Source organism: Halobacterium jilantaiense, assembly GCF_900110535.1.
Taxonomy (GTDB): Archaea; Halobacteriota; Halobacteria; order Halobacteriales; family Halobacteriaceae; genus Halobacterium; species Halobacterium jilantaiense.
The window spans coordinates 2,364,856-2,383,906 of record NZ_FOJA01000001.1; the positions used below are offsets into that span (position 1 = coordinate 2,364,856).

Below are 19,051 nucleotides of genomic sequence, written 5' to 3' on the forward strand. Positions count from 1 at the left end.
CGCCATCTGAGTCGTGGCACGCCGGGGTATTGAACTGGTGGCTCGCTGACACCGAATTCAGCCCGATTAAGTCGAATTATCCGGTGCTCCAGCGCCGAGGAAGCCGTCGAAGGACGTGACGCGGTGGTCACCGAGCACGCAGTGGCCGCGCTTCCCGGGGTCGTGGCGTTCCACGTGGACCGCGTCCAGGCCCGCGTTCTTCGCAGCGCCGACGTCACTGACGGCGTCGCCCGCGTAGACCCCGCGGGCGTCACGGTCGGTACCGATGTCTCGGAGCGCGAGTTCGATGGGGCGCGGGTCGGGCTTCCAGCCGGTGTCGTCGTCACAGCACACTACGACGTCGAACCAGTCGCCGACGTCGAGGTGGTCGATGATGGGGTCGGCGAGGAACTCCGCGCAGTGCGTCACGACGCCGGTCGGCGCGTCGATGTCGCCGACGGACTGGGCGTCGTCGTAGAGATACGTGGCCTCCGCGCGCTCCATCGGGTCCTCGACGGCGTGGAACGCCGGCCAGAACTCCGCGGGGTCGATTCCCCAGTTCTGGAGGCGGACGTCGCGGCTGCCGCCGAGGCCGTGCCAGAGCACTTCGGCCTCGCGGTCCGTGAACCGCCGTCCGAGTCGGTCGCCGACCCGGTCGAAGACCTCCCGCGTGTACGCCCACTCGGTGTCCACGAGCGTCCCGTCGAAGTCGAACAGCCACACGTCGTAGTCCGGGGACGGGGAACCCATAGGGCTGGAAGGTACGGACGCGGAGAATATCAGCGTTTTGGGTGGTCGGGACGGCGTCCCGGGGACGCGTGCCGACGGGTCGGCAGTCAGGCCGCGTCCGGCTCCGGCCACTCGCCCAGCGTCACCTCGACCTGCTGGCGCTCGCCGTCGCGAACGACTGTGAGCGTGACCGTGTCTCCGGGCCGGGTCTCCGTGAACAGATACGCACCGAGGTCCTTCGTGGTGTTCACCTGGCGGTCGTCGATAGCGACGATGACGTCACCGCCGACCGGGACGCGACTCTCGTCGACGACGGTGATTTCAGTCGTCCCCTGCAGAACGTCGGCCGCGGGCGACCCGGCTCTGGCCTGGTGGACGTAGACACCCTCCATCGTGTCCAGGTCGTTTGCCGACGCGAGCTGTGGAGTGACCGGGCGCACGGAGACCCCGAGGTTCGAGTGGTCGTAGCTCCCGTTCTCGACGAGCGCCGGGACGACGCGCTCGACGAGCGTCGACGGAATCGCGAAGCCGATGTTGTCTGCTCGTGACGCCTGCAGGCCGGCCGTGTTGACGCCGACGACGGTGCCATCACAGGTGACCAGCGGGCCGCCGCTGTTCCCGGGGTTGATCGGCGCGTCCGTCTGGAGGACGGTCGGGACGGCGGCGTTCTGGCCGGTCGGCAGCGAGCGGTTCACGCCGCTCACGATGCCGTGCGTGATGGTCTCGTCGAGGCCGAACGGGCTCCCGATGGCGGCGACCTTCTCGCCGGGGTCTGGCGTCGACGACGCGACCGAGAGCGCTTCGACGCCGCTCGGCACGTCGGCGACACGGACGACCGCGAGGTCCGCGATAGCGTCGGTGCCGACGACTTCGCCCGTGCTGGACGCCTCGTTCGAGAACTGGATGGTGACCGAGTTCGCGTCACCGACGACGTGGGCGTTCGTCACGACGTAGCTCGCGTCGTCGCCGGACGCGCCCTGATAGACGAACCCGGAGCCCTGCCCGGACGACGTCCGGACGCCGACGACGGAGTCGATTGTCTGGTCGTACAGCGCGGCGTAGTCACACGACGCCTGCTGTGCTTGCTGGGTGGTATCGGCGGACTGTGCACCGGTCGCTCCACCGACGGCCGCGGGAGACTGCGCGCTGACGACACCGAATCCCGCGGTGACGAGGAGGAGCGCGACGCCGACGACGAGGTACTCACGACGCATCGTCTGTGGGTTGGGGAGACCCCGGAAAACGCGTTGTTACCAGTTGGGTCGGTAATCTCACCCACTACCGGCGACGTATTCTGGTTAGCCGGTCCTTATCGCCGAATCTCCACCGAACTCCCGAGGTACTTCGAGACGACTTCGTCGACGCTGTCGGCGTTGAACGGCGCGAGGTCCGCCGCGATAGCCTCGCGGAGCGCGTCGTAGTACTCGCGGTCGGTCTCCAGCGCGCGGTACTCGACCGATTCCACGAGAACGCCGAGCGCGTCGGCAGTCAGCCCGCGGAACGACTCGGCGTCCGCGAGGTCACCGCGCCAGAGGTTGTCCCGGAAGAACAGCCAGCCCGACTCACCGGGGTCGTCGGCCGGCCGCCGCAGTCGCGTCTCGAACGTCTCCGGCTCGACGGCGACGCCGCGGTCGGGGTCGAGCCGGAACCGCACCGCGAACACGTACGCCGCGTCCATCTACCGGAGCGCGTCGGTTCGCTCGGCCATGTCGATGTCCTGGTCGGTGACGCCGCCCTCCTCGTGGCTCGTGAACCGCACGTCGACCTTCCCGTACCGGATGCGAATTTCGGGGTGGTGGAACTGCTCTTCGGCGATTTCGCCGACCTCGGAGGCGAACGCCACCCCTTCGAGGTAGTCGTCGAACTCGTAGGTGCGCGTAATCTCGTCGCCGTCGAGGTGCCAGTGCTCGGGTAGTCGGGACTCGATGGTGTCGTCGTCGAGGAGTTCTGCCATACGCGAGTACTCTCCGTCCAGCCACATAATCCTAGTCGCCGGGAACCACGCCGGCAGAACAGGCTTAGTCCTCGGACTCGGCCGGAGCCACGTCGCCGCCCGGCACCTCGAACGGCATCTCGTCCTCGAAGTCCGGATTGAACAGCTCCAGCGCGGTCGCGATGGTCGACCAGTCGTCCTCCGCGGCCGCGTCCCGAAGACTCCGGGTGGGTGCCGCCAGCAGCTGGCTCACCAGCGCGTCCGCCATCGACTCGACGACCTCGCGCTCCGCGTCGTCCAGGTCCTCGCCGCGCTCGGCCTCCAGGCGCTGCACCGCCGTCTGGACCTCGCGCCCCTTCAGGCGGTCCGCGCTCTCGTACATCCGCGCGATGACCTCGTCTGCGCGCTTGCGCTTGTACTGCGCGAGCAGGTGCTCGAACTCCTCGGTTATCATCGCCTCGACCTCGCGGGCGGCGTCCTCGCGGCGCTCCCGGGTCGCCGCCGTCACCGCCTCCAGGTCGTCGAGGTCGTGGATGGATACCGCATCGTGCGTGCCCGCAGCCGGCGCGACGTCACGCGGCTGCGCGAGGTCGACGACGACCGTCTCGCCCGCGTCCGAGAACGCCTGCCCCGGGAACACGTGTTCGGGGCTGCTGGTCGCCGTCACCACCACGTCGGCCGCGCCGAGGCGACCGCGGGCGTCGGCGAGGTCGGTCGTCTCGGTCGGCGCGTCCACGCTGTCGGCGACCCGGTCGGCGCGCTCGGGCGTCCGGTTCGCCACTACGACCTCGGCCACGTCCGCGCTCGCGAACGCTTTCGCCGCCAGCGCCCCCATCTCGCCGGCACCGACCACGAGCGCGCGAGCGTCTTCCAGGTCGGTCTTCCGCTTGGCGAGCCGCACCGCCGCCGTCCCCAGCGAGGTCGCGCCCTCGTTGATTGCGGTCTCGGTGCGGGCGCGCTCGCCGACGTGCATCGCCTTCGTCACCGCCTCCCGAAGCACCCGGTCGATGCCGCCCGCGTCCTTCGCGGTGTCGTAGGCGTCCCGGAGCTGGCCGAGAATCTGGTCTTCGCCGACCACGAGCGACTCCAGACCGGCGGCCACCCGCAACAAGTGACGCAGGCTCTGCTCGTGCCCCATCGACACCGCGCCCGCACCGGCCGGGTCGAAGCCAGCCGTTCCCAGTGCCCGCCGGCCGGACGCCTGGTCTGCGGTCACGACGTAGGCTTCCACGCGGTGACACGTCTGGAGCACGAACGCCTCCTCGACGGGCGGCTGCTCGAGCAGGGCGTCCAGTGCTGCCTGCGTGGACGCGGCGCTCGCGGCAGCCAGTTCGTCGAGTGAGGCCGTCTCGTGCGAGACGCGGACGCCGGAGACGACACCAGTGTTTCCATTCATGTCGACCACTCTACGTCGCCGACGGCGCGCCCTACGGCGGCCTCGGCTCTCTTCCGAGCGTTAGCATCTCCGGTACGTAAAGCCTTCCAAACCGGCTCCGAACGCACGACAGCCCGTACCGCATCGCGGCGCTCCGCCGGCGGCGTTCCCGACGCCTTCAGCTCCGCCCGGAGGTCCGCGGTAAGCTCGGCCATCTCACCGGCACCGGCGAATTCGGCGTCCACCCGCTCACGGAGGTACTTCGAGAGCGCGGGGCTCCGCCCGCCGGTCGACACCGCGACGGTTACGGGGTCCTCGCCCGTCGTCGCCGGAACGACGACGTCGTCGACGCTCCGCTCCGCCTCGCCGCTGTCGCGCGCCGACGAGTCGGCGCGATTCACCAGCGCGCCGGCGTCGCGGGCCGCGTCCGCGAACGCCGCGTTCACCGCGGCAACGTCGGTCGCTGCGACGACGAGCGCGGGGTCGACCCTGGCGACCCACTCCGCGGCCTCGTCGGGACTCGGCGCAGCCTGAACGAGGGCCGCGTCGCCGAACTCGCGGTCGCCGAACTCGGGCGACAGCACGGTCACGTCGGCTTCCGCGGCGAACCGCCGGGCCTTCCGAGCGCCGACGCTGCCGCCGCCGACGACCAGCACCGACTCGTCGCGGAAGTCGTGGAACAGGGGAATCATGCTCACGCGGTGTTCGCCGTCGCGCGCTCCTCCAGTCGAATGCCGGTCTTCTTCAGGATGCGCGTCGAGAACAGAGTGTCCCAGTCGTCCTCGCCCACGTCCCAGTACTCGTCCATCACCTCGCGGACCTGTTCGACGCGCTCGGCGCTCTCTTCCTCGCTGCGGCCGTGGGTCATCGCGAAGAAGTTGTACTCCCAGACGCCCTCGTGGCGCGGCCGCTCGTAGCAGTGCGTGACGAAGTCCATGCTCGCCACCGCCGGCCCGACCTCGTCGACGACCTCGTCGGGCACGTCCCAGACGGTCATCCCGTTCTCCGTGTACCCGAGCGCGTAGTGGTTCGGGATGACGCCGACACGCCGCACCTTCCCCTCGGCGTTGAACCGCCGGATGGTCTCGACGACCCACTCAGGGTCCCGACCCAGGTCGTCGGCGACCGCGCGGAACGGCGTCTCGACGACCGGCAGCCCGTCCTGAATGGCGACCACGAGGTCGCGCTCCGCCGGCGACAGACTGTCGCGGTCGGTCGGCTCGGGAGCCGTCCCCAGGTGGGAGAGGTCCACGTCCCCGTCCGACACCGGGCCGTCGACGAGGAACTTCGCCTCGACGCGGAACTCCTGTTGCTTCGGGAGATTGTACGTCTCCTGGCCGGTCTCCTCCTCGATTTCGGCGAGGACGTCCTCGACCTCCCGGTCGGCGACGGACACGACGAACCACATGTTCAGGTGCGGGTGTTCGCGCTCGTAGTTGTGCGCGACCGCCCGCACGTCGTTGACGGTCTCCGCAATCTCGTCGAAGCGCTCCTCGGGAGCGTGCATCGCCACCAGCGACGCCGCACCGCCGATCTCCTCGGCGTTGATGAGCGCGCCGAACCGCGTCAGCACGCCCTCGTCGTTCAGGTGCTGTACCCGTTCGAGCAGTTCCTCCTCGTCCATCTCCACGCCGCGCGACCGGAGCGCCTGTGCCGCGGGCTCGAACGGTCGCTGTACGACCGGGAACCCGCCCTGGAACGCGTTCAGGACGGCACGGTCCCGGTCGTCTAGCTCCCCGATTTCCATGCACGGTTCTCGGGAGTCACGCCCAATAAACAGCCCGAATGCCTCCCAGTTCGCTGGAACTCCCTACGCGTCGAAGCCGTCCTCGGTGACGGCGACGACTTCCTCGACACCGTCGACCGCCCGGATGTCGTCGAGGACCGCCTCGTGGTCGCCGGTCGCCTCCCAGTACAGCACCACCGAGAAGACGCCCTCGCGAAGCAGCTGCTGGCACTCCCAGACGAACTCGTCGCCGTCGATGGTGAGTCCCTGGTGCTGGTTCACGCCGAACTCGTTGCTGTCGTTGCCCGAGTAGACGTACGTGTCGCCCTTCTCGGCGTGGCTGGCGATGGCAGTCCCCGCGTCCAGCGTGAGCTGGTGGAGTTTGCTCTCCTCGTCGTTGTCGTAGGCGGTGTGGACGACCGCGCCCGCGAGCTCGATGTCGCCGGGCTGCAGCAACTCGACCGTCTGCCGGTACAGGTCGGCGTTCGCCGTCTCGCTCATACCCGAGACGTCTCGGCTCGCCGGCTTACGTGTGGCGATTGCCCGGCTGTCGCCCCCGCAGCCGGCCGAACTCGTTCGGTTGCACGGATACCCCCAGCGAACGGAAAGCTGATACGTGAGAGCGTTGTCGTCTCCGACGATGCGAGACCGGCTGCGAGACGCTGCCAGCGCCGTCTACGAGCGCGTGCTCCGCCGGGAAATCGACGGCGCGCCCGCCCACGTCGCCGTCATTCAGGACGGGAACCGTCGGTACGCCCGCGAGCACGGCGACGACGCCAGCGACGGCTACCAGTCCGGCGCGCAGACTACCGAGCAGGTGCTGGACTGGTGTGCCGACCTCGGCGTCGAGGAACTCACCCTCTACGCGTTCTCCACGGAAAACTTCGAGCGGCCCGAAGAGCAGCAGGAACACCTCTTCGACCTCCTCGAAGAGAAGCTCACGGAGTTCGCGGAGGCCGACCGCGTCCACGACGAGCGCGTCCGAATCCGCGCCATCGGCGACACCGACCGCCTCCCCGAGCGCGTCCAGGAGGCCGTCCGGTACGCCGAATCCCGGACCGCGGGCTACGACGGCTTCGCGCTGAACGTCGCGCTCGCGTACGGCGGCCGCGACGAACTGCTGACCGCCGCCCGCGGCGTCGCCGAGGCGGTCGACACCGGCGACCTCGACCCCGCGGACGTGAACTTCGAGGCTATCGAATCCCGACTGCACACCAGCCCCGTCGCGGACGTCGACCTCATCATCCGCACGGGGGGCGACGAGCGCACCTCGAACTTCCTGCCGTGGCACGCCAACGGCAGCGAGGCCGCCGTCTTCTTCTGCACGCCGTACTGGCCGGAGTTCTCGAAAGTCGACTTCCTGCGTGCGGTCCGCACCTACGAGTCCCGGGAGGCGTCGTGGCGTCGGACGCGGGCCGAGCGGTCGCTCGCGCTCGTTCGCGCGCTCGGCTCCGAAGTGAAAGAGGCTCGCCGTATCCTCGACCGCTTCAAGGGGACGCTGCCCGACCCGCCCGAGGACGTCGAGGCGGAGACGCAGTCGGCGGACTGACGCTGCCCGACCGAGTCACCGTCCGAACCGCCGCTGTCTGTTCTGGTAGTCCAGCACCGCCCGCAGGTAGTCCCGCTTCCGGAAGTCCCGCCAGTTCACGTCCGTGAAGTAGAGTTCAGAGTAGACGGACTGCCAGATCATGAAATCTGAGAGGCGCTCGGCTCCGGTCTTGATGACGAGGTCCGGCTCGGCGGGGAAGACGAGTTCGGACTCGACGACGTCCTCGTCGATGTCCTCGGGGTCGAGGTCGCCCGAATCCACGGCCTCGGCGACGTTCCTGACGGCGGTCGCGAACTCCTGTTTGCCGCCGTGCCCGACGCTCACCTGGATGGGGGCGTCGGCGCGCTCGTCGTCGTCCGGTCCCCGGACGGCCATCTCCCGGGGAGTGTCGACGCTCGCGAGTTCGCGCTCCAGCGTGGGGACGGCGGCCTCGTCGAGGACGCTGACGTAGACAGTGACGCGGTCGGCACCGTAGTCGAACGCCCAGCCGTAGAAGTCCGCGAGCGTGTCGTACGCACCGGCCTCCAGCAGGTCGCGTTCCGTGATGACCACCGCGACGTGGTCGGGGCCGGCGGCGGGGTGACGGCGAACCCGGGCAGCGAGATAGTAGTCGTAGAGGGCCACGTCGGGGTCGACGCCCGCCGCCGTCCAAAACGTTGCGGGTCGCGGGTTCGGGGAAGTTAAGTGCGGGGCCGGCAAATCGGTGGCAGACGTGAATTGGAGTCTGCGTCGCGCCCTGGCGTTCGCGCTGGTGGCGACGCTGTCGCTGTCCGCCCCCTTCCTGGGCCGGGCAGCCGCGGTGCCGTTCGCGGTCGTCGCCGTGCTCGGAGCCGTCGTCACCGACGGCTGGCTGTTCGAGGTGTTCTCGACCGCGCAGGACCGCCGCGAGGAGCGACTGCGGACGCTCGTCGCGTTCGCGCTCGCGGCGGCCGTCGTCGGCCTGCTCGTCCCCCTGTTCGAGGTGCCGGTCGGCGTGTTCGTGGCGTCCGTGCTCGTCGTCGGCTACGGCGACCTCGGCCGCCGGCTCGTCCTGCAGGTGCGGGAGAACCGCACGCTCTCGATGGTCGGATTCGTGGTGGTGGCGGCCGCCGCTGCGTTCGCCGGCCAGGCCGCGGTCGCGTCGTTCACCGACGGCGCTGCGAGCTACCCGGAGTTCGTGTTCGTCGCGGCGAGCGCGGCGCTGCTCGCCGGCATCATGCGGGCGTTCTTCGTCGCGCGCGACGACCCGCTCGTGCTCGCGACCGTCGCGCTCCTGCTGTGGCTGTTCGCCGTGCTCGCGCCGCTGTCGGAACTCCCGACTGCGCTGGCGTGGGAGCGCGTGCTCGTCGCGCTCGCCGTCACCTCGGCGTTCGGGTGGGTGTCCCGGGCGCTCGGCGCGACGTCCGTCGCGGGGATGTTCACCGGTGTCTTCCTCGGGCTGCTCGCGGTCGTACTCGGCGACTACGGCTGGTTCATCGTGCTCGTCTCGTTCTTCGCGGTCGGCAGCCTCTCCACGAAGTTCCGCTACGAGCAGAAGGCCGACCGCGGCGTCGCAGAGCCGAACGACGGCGCGCGCGGCACCGGGAACGTTCTCGGGAACTCGGCGGCCGCACTCATCGCGCTGTTGCTGTACGCCGCACACGCGCATGTGCCGCTGTCGGGCGACGTCTTCCTCTACGCGTACACCGGCAGCGTCGCGACGGCGCTGGCGGACACGCTCTCCTCGGAGGTCGGCGGGCTGTTCGACGCGCCTCGGCTGGTCACGACGCTCGAGCGCGTCGACCCCGGGACCGACGGTGCCGTCACCTGGCAGGGCGAACTCGCCGGCCTGACCGGTGCCGGCGTCATCGCCGGGCTGTCCTTCCTCCTGTTCGACATCGGGACCACGGGCGCGGTCGTCGTCGTCGCCGCCGGCGTCGTCGGGATGACCGCCGACAGCCTCGCCGGTGCGACCATCGAGGGTCGGCGGCTCGGCAACCAGAGCGTGAACTTCCTCGCGACGCTCACGGGTGGCGTCGCTGGCGGGCTGCTCGCGCTCGCCGTCGGCCTGGCGTAGCGCGGCCTGTCCGGTCGTCTGCCCGCCGCCGAGTCCTGCTTCCGAATCAGATTTCGTCGGCCGTGTGGACGCGCGTGCCGACGGGCTGTTTCACGAACTCGCCGGTCGCCGTCCCGACGAGCGACGCGACGCCGCGCTGGGCGGCCAGGTCGAGCAGCCGCTGGGTGACCGTGCCGTCGAGTACGACCGCCTTCGGTGTCGCCGCCGCGCCCTCCAGCGTGTCGAAGGCCTCGTCGACCGGCGACTCGGCGAGCACGTCGAGGTCGTCGTCGAGCAGACGGACCGTGCCGCCGCCCACCACCTCGTCGACGTGGTCGGCGAGCGTCATCGGGACGTCCGCGACGCCCGCGTCCTCGGACTCGCCCGACTCGGTGTCCGGGGTGGCCGTCCCGGAGTCGCTCTCGTCGTCCGTCGCGCCGTCCGGCGTATCGGTCACACCGTCGGCGTCTGCTCGCTCGCCGGCCGAATCGGGCGCGGAGGCCGTCTCGGTCTCGCCGCCGTTTGTCCCGCCTGCCGTCGTCGCGTCGGTGTCGGCCGGTGGGGCCGGCGTCGCGCTGCCGTCTGTGGCCGCGGTCGCGTTCTCGTCCGCATCGCCCTCGTCGTCGTCCACGACCGACGCCGGACGCTTCTCGCGGAGCGCGGCGTCGACGGCCGACCGCGAGAGGTCCTCGACGGACTCGCCGTCGGGCGCGCGAGCCACGAAGTCGACGTCCCCGACCTGGTCGAGTTCGCGGAGAATCATGTCGCCGCCGCGGTCGCCGTCGAGGAACGCGGTCGTCGTCTTGCCCTGTGTGAGGTCCGCGACCTCCTCGGGGACGTTCGTGCCTTCCACGGCGACGGCGTTCTTGATGCCGTACCCCAGCAGCGTCACCACGTCGGCGCGCCCCTCCACGACGACGACGGCGTCACTGGACTCGACGTTCGGGCCGGCGGGGTAGCCGGCGTACTCCGTGATGTCCTCGACGCGCACGCTCTCCCGGACCTCCTCTAAGATGTCGTCGGAGTCGATTGCGCCCTCGTCGAAGGCGGTCGCGAGCAGCTCTTTCGCGCGGTCGACGACCTCCCGGCGTTTGGCCGCCCGGACGTCCTCGATGCGTTCGACTTCGACGTCCGCCCGGCACGGGCCGATGCGTTCGACGGCTTCGAGCGCGGCCGCGAGCGTCGCGGTCTCGACGCGGTCGAGGCTCGACGCGATGGTGATGTGACCGAAGGACTGCCCGCCCTCGCTCTCCACGGAGACGTCGATGCGTCCGAGCTTCGCGGAGTCCTGCAGGTCCGGGATGGCGAGGTCGTCGCCGAGCAGGCCTTCCGTCTGCCCGAACGCGGCACCGACGACGTCGCTGCGTTCGACGACGCCGTCGACGACGAAGTCCGCGTGGATCAGGTACTTGGCGGTGTCCTCCATCGGTACGTAGTTGTGGTTTGGTAGGAACGCGCCCGTCAAATACCTGTCGTGGGAGCGACGGACCGAGCCGTTCGAAGAATATTTCTCTACAACCGGCGCGGTACGACACCAATACCAACACTTAACCGAGAAAGAGACAGACGAAGTGGCACAATGGTGTCTCGGAGCGCACTGGCGTGGGCGGCCTGCTTCGCCGTCCTGCTCGCACTCGCAATCCCGTGGTTCCTCTGGCGCAGCGACGCGCTCGTCGCCGGCCTCCCGGTCTGGCTGTGGTGGCACGTCGCCTGGATGGGCGTCACCGCCGTCGCGTTCGCCGCGTTCGCGCGCCGCGACTGGGGGCTGTTCGTCGAGGTGGACCAGCGATGACTGGCGGTTCGCTCGTCGAACTCGGCGTCGTCACCGCCTACATGCTGGTGGCGCTCGCCGTCGGGCTCGTCGCGTACCGCGTCACCGACCGCAGCGCCGAGGACTACTACCTCGCGGGCCGCGGCCTCGGTACCGGCGTCCTCCTGTTCACGACGTTTGCCACGCTCCTGTCCGCGTTCACGTTCTTCGCCGGCCCGAACATCGCGTACCAGAACGGCCCCGAGTGGATTCTCGTCATGGGCCTCATGGACGGCGTCCTGTTCGGCCTGCTGTGGTACTTCCTCGGCTACCGGCAGTGGCTGCTCGGCAGGGAGAACGGCTACGTCACGCTCGGCGAGATGCTCGGCGACCGCTTCGGCTCCCGTGGGCTCCGCGGACTCGTCGCGGGCGTCAGCATCTTCTGGCTGTTCCCGTACGTGATGCTCCAGCAGATCGGCGCGGGCGAAGCCCTCGTCGGCCTGACCGGCGGGGCTGTCCCCTACTGGGCCGGCGCGGGTCTCATCACCCTGTTCATGGTCGTCTACGTCGGCATCTCGGGGATGCGCGGTGTCGCGTGGACGGACACCCTGCAGGGCGTGTTCATGCTCGGCATCACGTGGGTGGCGTTCCTCTGGGTCGCCACCGAAATCGCGGGCACCGGCGGCGGCCTCGCCGGCGCGCTCCCGGCGGAGTTCCGCGCGCTCGGCGGCGGCGCGTACTCACCGCAGTGGATGCTCTCGCAGGCCATCGGCATCGCCGTCGGCGTCGCGATGTTCCCGCAGGTGAACCAGCGGTTCTTCGTCGCGAACTCCGAGCGCACCCTCAAACGCACGTTCGCTGTCTGGCCGCTGCTCGTCGTGCTCCTGTTCGTCCCGGCGTTCCTGATGGGCGCGTGGGCGAACGGCGTCGGCCTCGCGCTCCCGGCCAACGAGAACATCGTCCCCATCCTCCTGAACGAGTACACGCCCGGCTGGTTCGCGGCGCTCGTCGTCGCCGGCGCGCTCGCCGCGATGATGTCCTCCAGCGACTCGATGCTGCTGTCGGGCTCGTCGTACTTCACGCGGGACATCTACCGGCCGTTCGTCAACGCCGACGCCTCCGAGCGCCGCGAGGACGTGCTCGGGCGGGTCGGCGTCGCCGTCTTCGCCATCGCCGCGTTCGGCGGCAGCCTCCTCCGCCCGGGCAGCCTGCTCGAAGTCGGGTCGACCGCGTTCGGCGGGTTCGCGCAGCTCGCGCCGCCGGTCGCGCTCGCGATGTACTGGCAGCGCACCACGAAGGCCGGCATGTTCGCGGGTATCGCCGGCACACAGGCGTTCTACCTCGCGACCGTCTTCGGCCCGACGGTCACGCTCGGCGGCGTCCCGATACTCGCGTCGTCGTACTTCGGGTGGTTCGCGCAGGTCGTCGGGCTCGGCCTCGGCCTCGTGCTCACTGCCGGCGTCTCCGCCGTCACGACTCCGGCCACCACCGAGAACCCGACCACCTACGTCGACGCGCTGCGCGCCGACTAATCTCCGAGGTACTCGGCCACCCACTCGCGGTGCGCGCGCAGCCGTTTCTCGCCGCCGTCCGTGAGCGAGAGCCGGTCGTGGAGGCCGTCCTGTTCGCGCTCCACGAGCCCCCCGGACTCCAGCTTCTGGACCGCGCCGCGGAACCGCTTCGGGTCGATGCGGTCGTCGTTCTTCCGCTCGACCGCGCGCTTCACGGACTGCTGGGTGGGGTTCCCTTCGCCAGCCACCACGACGCAGATGTCTCGCCGCAGCCCGGACTCCAGCCACTTGCTCATAGCCGACGGTGGGTACGCGCGGGTATTACTGCTGGCGGTGTCGGCCGCCACGGGTAGCCTTTTGCCGTCGATGCTCCAAAGCGGAGGCATGCAGACGCACGTCGTGCCGGTCGGTTTCGACTACGACCGGCTCATCGCGCCACTCGTGCGCGAGCAGTTGACCGTCGACCGCGTGATTCTCCTGGAGGGCGCGGTGGGGAGTCAGGCGAACGTGGAGTACAGCCAGCGCATCTCCGAGAAACTCGAACAGGACTTCCGGAACCTGCTCGGGGCGGAGACCGAGCGCGTCTCGGTCGTGGACGTCTACGACTACGACGCCGCGTTCGAGCAGGCGTTCGCGCTTATCGAGGACGAACTCGACGCCGACCCGGAGGGCGAGGTCTGGGTGAACATCGCGTCGATGCCCCGCACCGTCTCGTTCGCGTTCGCGACGGCCGCCCACTCGATGATGGTCGAGCGCCCGGAGGACCGCGACCGCATCCACACGTACTACACGGCCCCCGAGAAGTACCTGGAGACCGAACTGGCCGAGGAGCTGCGGGCGAGCGCCGACCTGCTGGAGGCCGTCGCAGACGGCGGCCTCGGGGACGGCATCGACGGGGCGGACCTCGAGGAGCGCCTGACGGCCGCCCGCGACCTGCTCTCGGAGTTCGACGAGCGAGGGACCACCATCGGAGCGAAACGCATCGGCGGCAGCCACATCGTGGAACTGCCGGTGGCGTCGTTCTCGAACGTCAAACCGTTCGAGGAGCTCATCTTGTTCACGCTCGGCGAGCACGGCGAGTTCGAGTCCGTGAGCGAACTCGCGTCCGCGCTCGCCGACGACCTGAACGAGGAGTACACGGACAGCTTCCGGTCGAAGGTCACGTACACCGTCGACAAGCTCGGCCCGGGCGGGAAGGGGTACGTCGAGCGCGAGGAACACGGCAAGTCGTACCGGACGCGGCTCTCCCGAATCGGCGAACTCTGGGTGCGCGCGCACCACCAAGACGGGAACTGACGGCTCGGACGGCGTCCACACCCCCACAGTTATCTCTCGGCGGGCCGACCAGTCGGTCGAATGAACGCTCCACACGGAGTCGTCGTCCACGTCACGAGCGACGAGGCGAGCGACTGGCAGACGGCCCTCCGGAACCTCGCGAATCTGGTCCGGGACGACACCGTCGAACTGCGACCCGAACAGATACAGCTCGTGGTCAACGGACCCGCGGTGCGGTTCCTGCTCGCGACCTCGCCGGAGGCCCCGAGCGTCCGGCGGATGGCCGAGGCCGGGGTCGTGCTGAAGGTCTGTGGCAACTCCCTGGAGCGGTTCGACCACGACGAAGCCGACCTCGCCGAGGGCGTGGACGCCATCGGCTCCGGCGTCGCGGAGGTAGTGCGCGCACAGCAGCACGGCGCGAACTACCTGAAGCTCCCGTAGCCGGTGCGACCGGCCGGCTCCGGCACGCGGCAGTCAGTAGCCGAAGCCGACGTGGTCGCTCGGGACCGCAAGCGGGCTCGTTGGCGGTTCCTCGGGGAGTTCGGGGTCGTTGAAGACGCCGGGCGCGACGTCGTTCGGGCCGTCCGTGTAGAAGAGGGCCGCGAGTTCCTGAATCTGGCCGCGGCCGGCGTCGAGTTCGAACTGGCCGCCGCCGTACATCGTGACGCCGTGCTCGTCGGCCCACGAAACCGTCTCGAACAGTGACTCGACCGTGCCGAACCGCGAGGGCTTGACGTTCAGCCAGTCCGGCGCGACTGGCTGTGCGCGCACGTCGTCGAGGCTGTGGATGGGGGCGTCCCAGGAGACGCGGTCGGCGTGCGGTTCGACGACCGCGCGAGTGTCGTCGGTCACGGCCGGGTCCTCCACCACGGCGTCCGGGAAGCCCTCGAAGACGCGCCGGTAGAGGTCGGGGTCGGGGGCCTGGTCGACGTCCGTCCCCTCGTAGGCTCCCTTGAGGTCGAGGATGCGGACGGCGTCGGTCTCCCGGAGGTAGTCGAACGTCGCTTCGGGCCAGTCGCTCGTGGGGTCGAGCTTGAGTTCGGCGTCCGGGGAGCGCGAGAGCAGTGTCTCGACGCGCTCGGTGTCGCCCTCCGGGAGCCGGCTGCTGACGACGAACCGCACGGGGTCGTGGGTCGCGTCGAGGCGGTCGGCGAGCGTCTCGCCGGCCTGCCGGAGCGCCAGGTCGAGCGCGGCGGCCTCGAACCCCCAGCGCCGGTAGTCCACGAAGTCCCGGCGCTCGGGCTGCCCGGCCGGCCAGAGGTCCACCTCGTCGAGGCGCTCGGAGAACTCGCTGAACGTCCAGTCGCCGGCGAGCGCGCTGCCCAGGTCGGGGTCGGCGTCCAGCAGGTCGTCGTGGTGCTCGATCTCGTAGGTCACGTCCTCACCGCGACCGGTCGTCCCGTCCCCGCGCAGGGCGACGACTGTAGACACGCGCTCGAAGGCGGGCGTCTGGCGCGCCCGTCGCTTCAGGTCGACGGACTCGACGGTCAGCGGGAGGTCGGCGACTGCGTCGTACATACCCTTCTCGACGTGAGCGACTGACAAAAAGCCGGGCGCGAACAGTCAGTCACCGCGCCGCAGATACGCGACGCGAGTGGCGAGCGCGAGGAAGACGGCGAGCATCGTGAGCGCGACGGCGCAGGCCGCCGCGAGGTCGTGGGCGTACAGCGAGTGGTCGAAGCCGCTACCGACGACCTGTTCGCCGCGCAGCACCGTGTGATGCGGGCCGTCGAGGACGCGCAGGAAGTAGTCCACGAGGTCGTTGCCGCCGTACCACGCGAGCGCCAGCCCCACGGCGGGCACCGAGAAGGTGGCGTAGCGGTGGACGACGAACGCCTCGACGGCCATTCCGAAGTGGCTCACGACGAGGAACCAGTACATCCCCCACCAGAGCGCGCCCTGTCCGTTCACGACGAGCTGGACGAACGGCGTCCACAGCCCGAGCTTGAGACAGCCGAAGAACGCCAGCGCGTGCAGCCAGTCGGCGTCCCAGTCGAGCTTGTACGCCGTCAGTGAGAGCGCGATGAACAGCGTCGCGACCGGGCTGTCGGGGACCAGCACCCACGCCGCCAGCGGCGTGTCCGCGAGCTGGAACCGGTAGTACCAGAAGCCGAACGCGGTGCCGGCGAAGTTGATTGCGGCGATGACCCACGCCAGCCGGAGCGCGAGGTCCTCCAGTCGCTCGGGGAGCGGCGCGACGTACCAGGGGAGGCCGTCGCCGCGGGACGAGGACTCGGCGGCGGCGTCGCGGGTCGACATCGATACCTCGGGCGTCACGCGACCGCTGCATATCGCTTGCGGTCGCGGGCGGCGTCGCCGGAGCGAGCTACCGGCCGAAGATGCGACGCCGGATGCTCCGGGCGGTCGCGGCCTCCGCGAGCACGACGGAGCCGTCGAAGTCGGCGACCACGCCGAAGTGCAGGGAGTCGGTGAGCAGCCGCGACAGCAGGCCCTGTTCGGTCGCGCCGACGAGCAGCATCGTGTGGTCGTCGAAGCGCGCGGCGATAGCGCCCTCGACGTCCCCGGAGTCGTCGACGACAATTTCGGCGTCCCCGAGGTCGTGTTCGGCGGCCCACGCGTCGAGGAAATTACGGGCCTCCTCGCGGCCGTCGGGGTCCGGAGCGACCCGGAGCAGCGTGATTTCGGACTGCGCGGTCTCGCGGAGCGCTCGCGCGACCCTGGCGTTCAGGTCGGCGTGGGCGTTGTCGGCGACGGGAACGAGGATGCGGGAGGCGTCGAGACCGCGGTCGCGGAACACCAGCACGTCCGCCGGCAGGCTGTTCGTGAGTTCGTCGAGCGGGCGCTCGGCGCGGCCGTTCGACCAGAGGCGATCCTCGCCCCAGCCCATCACGACGAGGTCCGCGCGCTTGCGCTCGGCGACGTCGAACAGCTCCTGGAACGAGCGGTGGGAGACGACTGTCGAGGTCTCGCATCGGACGTCGAAGTCCGCCGCGACCTCGCGCATGTCGCCCATGAGTTCGTCGGAGTTCTCGACGATGCGCTCGCGCTGGTCGAGGCGGTACCCCCGGGGTTTGCGGTCGGGCATCTGGACGATGTGGACGACGTGGACGGTGGCGTCCGGCGTCTGGCTGGCGAGCGTACACGCCAACTCGACGAGCCGAGTCTCGGTGCGGGGGTTCGAGATGGGGACGACGATGCGGTAGTCGTCGCCGCCCGCCTCGGTCTCGGCGGTGTCGATGAGGGGGACGTAGGACCGCCCGACGAGGCCGCCGAGTAGCCACTCGCGGACCGAGAGCTGGCGGTCCGCGCCCTCGAAGCGCGCCGACGCGAGGCGGTGTTCGGTCGTCTGGAAGTAGTTCACGACCGTGACCAGCACGACGCCACCGGCGGTGTTCCCGAGCAACACTGGGAGCACGAACTCGTAGAGCCCGGTCGAGACGAGGAGGTCGCCCTGCAGCACGAGGTAGACCATCTCCGTGAAGGAGACGACGGAGTGGTAGAGCCCGCCGAGCGGGATGGCGAGGAAGGCGATGTAGACGACGACCAGCCGCGAGATGGTGTCGCGGGCGGCGTACTCCACCCAGACGACGCCCGCGACGATGAGCCCCGCGAACGCCGCCTTCGAGAACAGGCTCCACCACGCCGTCGAGACGCCCTTCTCGCCGAGGGAGACCGCGACTGCGGCGGCCTCGGGGGAGATGACGCCGCCGTACGCGAGTGCGAGCGCACCGAGCGCGCCGCCCAGAAAGTTCCCAGCGAGCACGACGACCCAGTTCCGTAACAGCGCGGGGACGCTGGCGAGCCGTTCGAGCGTGAGTGCGACCGGTGGCAGCGTGTTCTCGGTGTACAGCTGGTAGCCGCCGATGATGATGTAGATGAACCCCAGCGGGTACAGCAGCGCGCTCAGGACGGGGTCGCCGCCGGTCGAAGCCGTCAGCGAGACGTACAGCATGAACGTGATGGTGATGGCGAAGCCGGCTGCGAGCGCGCTGAAGAACAGCTCGCGGCTCCCGGACGTAATCTCCTCGTCGGCGGCGGCGATGATGCGCTGGAAGATCTCGTCCGACGTGAACCGGTCTCTGACCACCGAGCCGACGGCCGGCGCGCCGGCCCGCGAGCGCTCGACGGCGTCCCGGATGCCTTCCTCGTCGTCCGGCTCGCCCCTCGGAGACGTCCCCGACAGGTCCGCCGGCGCGTCGTCGGCTGTCATTACCCGGAGCGTACCGCTGGCGGGGCCTAAGTGGTTTAGGTTCGCGGTGCTCGCTCGGCATCCCGCAGGCAGTCTGGGGCGCGTGCCGCGACCGACCCAATTAAGCAGCGCCGCGCTAACGTTCAGGTATGGCTACGGAGACCGACCTCGAGGAACTGCGGCGCGGCAGTGAGCTGGTGAAGCGAGGGTTCGCGAAGATGCAGAAGGGCGGCGTCATCATGGATGTCGTCGACCGCGAGCAGGCGCGCATCGCGGAGGACGTCGGCGCGGTCGCCGTGATGAACCTCGAAGCGGTGCCGGCGGACATCCGCAAGCGCGGCGGCGTCGCCCGGATGGCCGACCCGGCGAGCCTCGAAGGCGTCATCGACGAGGTGTCGATTCCCGTGATGGGGAAGGCCCGCATCGGCCACACGAAGGAAGCCCAGATTCTGGAGGCCGTCGGCGCGGACATGATCGACGAGAGCGAGGTCCTGACGCCCGCCGACGACGAGTACCACATCGACAAGCGCGAGTTCACTGCTCCGTTCGTGTGCGGCGCGCGGAACCTCCAGGAGGCCCTGCGTCGCATCGACGAGGGCGCGGCGATGATTCGCACGAAGGGCGAGGCCGGCACCGGTGACGTGAACCAGGCCGTCCACCACCAGCGCAACATCAAGTCCGCGATTCGGAAGCTGGAGGGCATGAGCCACGAGGAGCGCAACATGTGGGCCCGCGAGCACGAGGCACCCGCCGACCTCGTCCACGAGACCGCCGAGATGGGTCGGCTGCCGGTCGTGAACTTCGCTGCTGGCGGCATCGCGACGCCCGCCGACGCCGCGCTGATGATGCACCACGGCTGTGACGGCATCTTCGTCGGCTCCGGCATCTTCGGCGCAGAGGACCCCGAGGCGATGGGCCGCGCCATCGTGGACGCCGTGAACAACTGGGACGACCCCGAGCGCCTCACCGAAATCGCGTCGAACATCGGCGACGGCATGAAGGGCGACCCGAACGTCGACCTGCCCGAGGACGAGAAGATGCAGGGCCGCGGGAACTGACG

21 protein-coding genes are annotated in these 19,051 nt (G+C 69.8%); 7 read left to right on the plus strand and 14 right to left on the minus strand.

Features of this window, described 5'->3' with window-relative positions; translation table 11 throughout:
* Positions 1-66: 66 nt before the first annotated feature.
* The 8 genes from BMW35_RS12320 to BMW35_RS12355 all read right to left on the minus strand — a co-directional run bounded on the left by BMW35_RS12320 (position 67) and on the right by BMW35_RS12355 (position 6,243).
* On the minus strand, positions 67-729 hold the full coding sequence (locus BMW35_RS12320; RefSeq protein WP_089669794.1) for an HAD family hydrolase: 663 nt from the start codon (positions 727-729) through the stop codon (positions 67-69).
* Between the two features lie 86 nt (positions 730-815).
* Positions 816-1,922, minus strand: a complete 1,107-nt coding sequence (locus BMW35_RS12325) for a S1C family serine protease (RefSeq protein ID WP_089669797.1) — start codon at positions 1,920-1,922, stop codon at positions 816-818.
* Positions 1,923-2,017: 95 nt separating this feature from the next.
* Entirely contained in the window at positions 2,018-2,386 is a 369-nt protein-coding gene (lwrS, locus tag BMW35_RS12330) for an LWR-salt protein (protein WP_089669799.1), read from the minus strand.
* A complete protein-coding gene (locus tag BMW35_RS12335; RefSeq protein ID WP_089669801.1) occupies positions 2,387-2,662 on the minus strand; it encodes a 4a-hydroxytetrahydrobiopterin dehydratase in 276 nt (91 codons plus the stop codon). It abuts the gene before it with no gap.
* A gap of 64 nt (positions 2,663-2,726) precedes the next feature.
* Positions 2,727-4,037: a glutamyl-tRNA reductase gene (gene hemA, locus BMW35_RS12340; protein ID WP_089670424.1), complete on the minus strand. Its 1,311-nt coding sequence runs from the start codon at positions 4,035-4,037 to the stop codon at positions 2,727-2,729.
* The gene (locus BMW35_RS12345) at positions 4,034-4,708 is read right to left on the minus strand and encodes a precorrin-2 dehydrogenase/sirohydrochlorin ferrochelatase family protein (RefSeq protein ID WP_089669803.1); all 675 of its coding nucleotides are present in this window, start codon (positions 4,706-4,708) and stop codon (positions 4,034-4,036) included. Before BMW35_RS12345 ends, hemA begins: the two co-directional genes overlap by 4 nt.
* Positions 4,709-4,710: 2 nt before the next feature.
* Positions 4,711-5,763 carry a siroheme decarboxylase subunit beta gene (gene ahbB / locus BMW35_RS12350; protein WP_089669805.1) on the minus strand — a complete coding sequence of 351 codons (1,053 nt, stop codon included), beginning with the start codon at positions 5,761-5,763 and terminating at the stop codon, positions 4,711-4,713.
* Between the two features lie 63 nt (positions 5,764-5,826).
* Entirely contained in the window at positions 5,827-6,243 is a 417-nt protein-coding gene (locus tag BMW35_RS12355; protein ID WP_089669807.1) for a DUF5778 family protein, read from the minus strand.
* A 139-nt stretch (positions 6,244-6,382) separates the two neighbouring features.
* Between BMW35_RS12355 and uppS the strand changes: the two genes are divergently transcribed.
* Positions 6,383-7,291 carry a polyprenyl diphosphate synthase gene (gene uppS / locus BMW35_RS12360; RefSeq protein ID WP_089669810.1) on the plus strand — a complete coding sequence of 303 codons (909 nt, stop codon included), beginning with the start codon at positions 6,383-6,385 and terminating at the stop codon, positions 7,289-7,291.
* 15 nt (positions 7,292-7,306) lie between these two features.
* Here uppS and BMW35_RS12365 read toward each other — a convergent pair whose 3' ends face one another.
* Complete coding sequence (locus tag BMW35_RS12365) at positions 7,307-7,915, minus strand: undecaprenyl diphosphate synthase family protein (protein WP_089669813.1); 609 nt, start codon at positions 7,913-7,915, stop codon at positions 7,307-7,309.
* Positions 7,916-8,003: 88 nt separating this feature from the next.
* On the opposite strand from BMW35_RS12365, the gene BMW35_RS12370 reads away from it, so the two are divergent.
* Positions 8,004-9,326: a DUF92 domain-containing protein gene (locus BMW35_RS12370; RefSeq protein ID WP_089669815.1), complete on the plus strand. Its 1,323-nt coding sequence runs from the start codon at positions 8,004-8,006 to the stop codon at positions 9,324-9,326.
* Between the two features lie 46 nt (positions 9,327-9,372).
* Here BMW35_RS12370 and dnaG read toward each other — a convergent pair whose 3' ends face one another.
* Positions 9,373-10,731, minus strand: a complete 1,359-nt coding sequence (gene dnaG / locus BMW35_RS12375; RefSeq protein WP_089669817.1) for a DNA primase DnaG — start codon at positions 10,729-10,731, stop codon at positions 9,373-9,375.
* 153 nt (positions 10,732-10,884) lie between these two features.
* Between dnaG and BMW35_RS12380 the strand changes: the two genes are divergently transcribed.
* The gene (locus BMW35_RS12380) at positions 10,885-11,097 is read left to right on the plus strand and encodes a DUF3311 domain-containing protein (RefSeq protein WP_089669819.1); all 213 of its coding nucleotides are present in this window, start codon (positions 10,885-10,887) and stop codon (positions 11,095-11,097) included.
* Positions 11,094-12,587: a sodium:solute symporter family protein gene (locus BMW35_RS12385; RefSeq protein WP_089669821.1), complete on the plus strand. Its 1,494-nt coding sequence runs from the start codon at positions 11,094-11,096 to the stop codon at positions 12,585-12,587. Before BMW35_RS12380 ends, BMW35_RS12385 begins: the two co-directional genes overlap by 4 nt.
* Here BMW35_RS12385 and BMW35_RS12390 read toward each other — a convergent pair.
* On the minus strand, positions 12,584-12,862 hold the full coding sequence (locus tag BMW35_RS12390; RefSeq protein WP_089669823.1) for a helix-turn-helix domain-containing protein: 279 nt from the start codon (positions 12,860-12,862) through the stop codon (positions 12,584-12,586). The genes BMW35_RS12385 and BMW35_RS12390 overlap by 4 nt on opposite strands.
* Positions 12,863-12,950: 88 nt before the next feature.
* Between BMW35_RS12390 and BMW35_RS12395 the strand changes: the two genes are divergently transcribed.
* Both BMW35_RS12395 and BMW35_RS12400 read left to right on the plus strand, forming a co-directional pair.
* Positions 12,951-13,862 (plus strand): HFX_2341 family transcriptional regulator, encoded by a 912-nt coding sequence (locus tag BMW35_RS12395; RefSeq protein ID WP_177170839.1) that lies wholly within the window; start codon positions 12,951-12,953, stop codon positions 13,860-13,862.
* Between the two features lie 60 nt (positions 13,863-13,922).
* Positions 13,923-14,282 (plus strand): DsrE family protein, encoded by a 360-nt coding sequence (locus tag BMW35_RS12400; protein WP_089669827.1) that lies wholly within the window; start codon positions 13,923-13,925, stop codon positions 14,280-14,282.
* 33 nt (positions 14,283-14,315) lie between these two features.
* Here the strand turns inward: BMW35_RS12400 and BMW35_RS12405 are convergent, their stop codons facing one another.
* The 3 genes from BMW35_RS12405 to BMW35_RS12415 all read right to left on the minus strand — a co-directional run bounded on the left by BMW35_RS12405 (position 14,316) and on the right by BMW35_RS12415 (position 18,012).
* On the minus strand, positions 14,316-15,359 hold the full coding sequence (locus BMW35_RS12405) for an enolase-like domain-containing protein (RefSeq protein ID WP_089669829.1): 1,044 nt from the start codon (positions 15,357-15,359) through the stop codon (positions 14,316-14,318).
* Between the two features lie 45 nt (positions 15,360-15,404).
* Positions 15,405-16,100, minus strand: coding sequence for a DUF1405 domain-containing protein (locus tag BMW35_RS12410; RefSeq protein ID WP_089669831.1), 696 nt, complete (start codon positions 16,098-16,100; stop codon positions 15,405-15,407).
* Between the two features lie 67 nt (positions 16,101-16,167).
* Positions 16,168-18,012 (minus strand): formate/nitrite transporter family protein, encoded by a 1,845-nt coding sequence (locus BMW35_RS12415; protein WP_089669832.1) that lies wholly within the window; start codon positions 18,010-18,012, stop codon positions 16,168-16,170.
* A gap of 128 nt (positions 18,013-18,140) precedes the next feature.
* On the opposite strand from BMW35_RS12415, the gene pdxS reads away from it, so the two are divergent.
* Positions 18,141-19,049 (plus strand): pyridoxal 5'-phosphate synthase lyase subunit PdxS, encoded by a 909-nt coding sequence (gene pdxS / locus BMW35_RS12420; protein ID WP_089669835.1) that lies wholly within the window; start codon positions 18,141-18,143, stop codon positions 19,047-19,049.
* Positions 19,050-19,051: the final 2 nt, after the last annotated feature.

Bases quoted from the DNA above. Each gene is read 5' to 3' on its own strand.
- BMW35_RS12320 (WP_089669794.1), bottom strand. From the start codon at position 729: ATGGGTTCCCCGTCCCCGGACTACGACGTGTGGCTGTTCGACTTCGAC.
- BMW35_RS12325 (WP_089669797.1), bottom strand. From the start codon at position 1,922: ATGCGTCGTGAGTACCTCGTCGTCGGCGTCGCGCTCCTCCTCGTCACC.
- lwrS (WP_089669799.1), bottom strand. From the start codon at position 2,386: ATGGACGCGGCGTACGTGTTCGCGGTGCGGTTCCGGCTCGACCCCGAC.
- BMW35_RS12335 (WP_089669801.1), bottom strand. From the start codon at position 2,662: ATGGCAGAACTCCTCGACGACGACACCATCGAGTCCCGACTACCCGAG.
- hemA (WP_089670424.1), bottom strand. From the start codon at position 4,037: ATGAATGGAAACACTGGTGTCGTCTCCGGCGTCCGCGTCTCGCACGAG.
- BMW35_RS12345 (WP_089669803.1), bottom strand. From the start codon at position 4,708: ATGATTCCCCTGTTCCACGACTTCCGCGACGAGTCGGTGCTGGTCGTC.
- ahbB (WP_089669805.1), bottom strand. From the start codon at position 5,763: ATGGAAATCGGGGAGCTAGACGACCGGGACCGTGCCGTCCTGAACGCG.
- BMW35_RS12355 (WP_089669807.1), bottom strand. From the start codon at position 6,243: ATGAGCGAGACGGCGAACGCCGACCTGTACCGGCAGACGGTCGAGTTG.
- uppS (WP_089669810.1), top strand. From the start codon at position 6,383: ATGCGAGACCGGCTGCGAGACGCTGCCAGCGCCGTCTACGAGCGCGTG.
- dnaG (WP_089669817.1), bottom strand. From the start codon at position 10,731: ATGGAGGACACCGCCAAGTACCTGATCCACGCGGACTTCGTCGTCGAC.
- BMW35_RS12380 (WP_089669819.1), top strand. From the start codon at position 10,885: ATGGTGTCTCGGAGCGCACTGGCGTGGGCGGCCTGCTTCGCCGTCCTG.
- BMW35_RS12385 (WP_089669821.1), top strand. From the start codon at position 11,094: ATGACTGGCGGTTCGCTCGTCGAACTCGGCGTCGTCACCGCCTACATG.
- BMW35_RS12390 (WP_089669823.1), bottom strand. From the start codon at position 12,862: ATGAGCAAGTGGCTGGAGTCCGGGCTGCGGCGAGACATCTGCGTCGTG.
- BMW35_RS12395 (WP_177170839.1), top strand. From the start codon at position 12,951: ATGCAGACGCACGTCGTGCCGGTCGGTTTCGACTACGACCGGCTCATC.
- BMW35_RS12400 (WP_089669827.1), top strand. From the start codon at position 13,923: ATGAACGCTCCACACGGAGTCGTCGTCCACGTCACGAGCGACGAGGCG.
- BMW35_RS12405 (WP_089669829.1), bottom strand. From the start codon at position 15,359: ATGTACGACGCAGTCGCCGACCTCCCGCTGACCGTCGAGTCCGTCGAC.
- BMW35_RS12410 (WP_089669831.1), bottom strand. From the start codon at position 16,100: ATGTCGACCCGCGACGCCGCCGCCGAGTCCTCGTCCCGCGGCGACGGC.
- BMW35_RS12415 (WP_089669832.1), bottom strand. From the start codon at position 18,012: ATGACAGCCGACGACGCGCCGGCGGACCTGTCGGGGACGTCTCCGAGG.
- pdxS (WP_089669835.1), top strand. From the start codon at position 18,141: ATGGCTACGGAGACCGACCTCGAGGAACTGCGGCGCGGCAGTGAGCTG.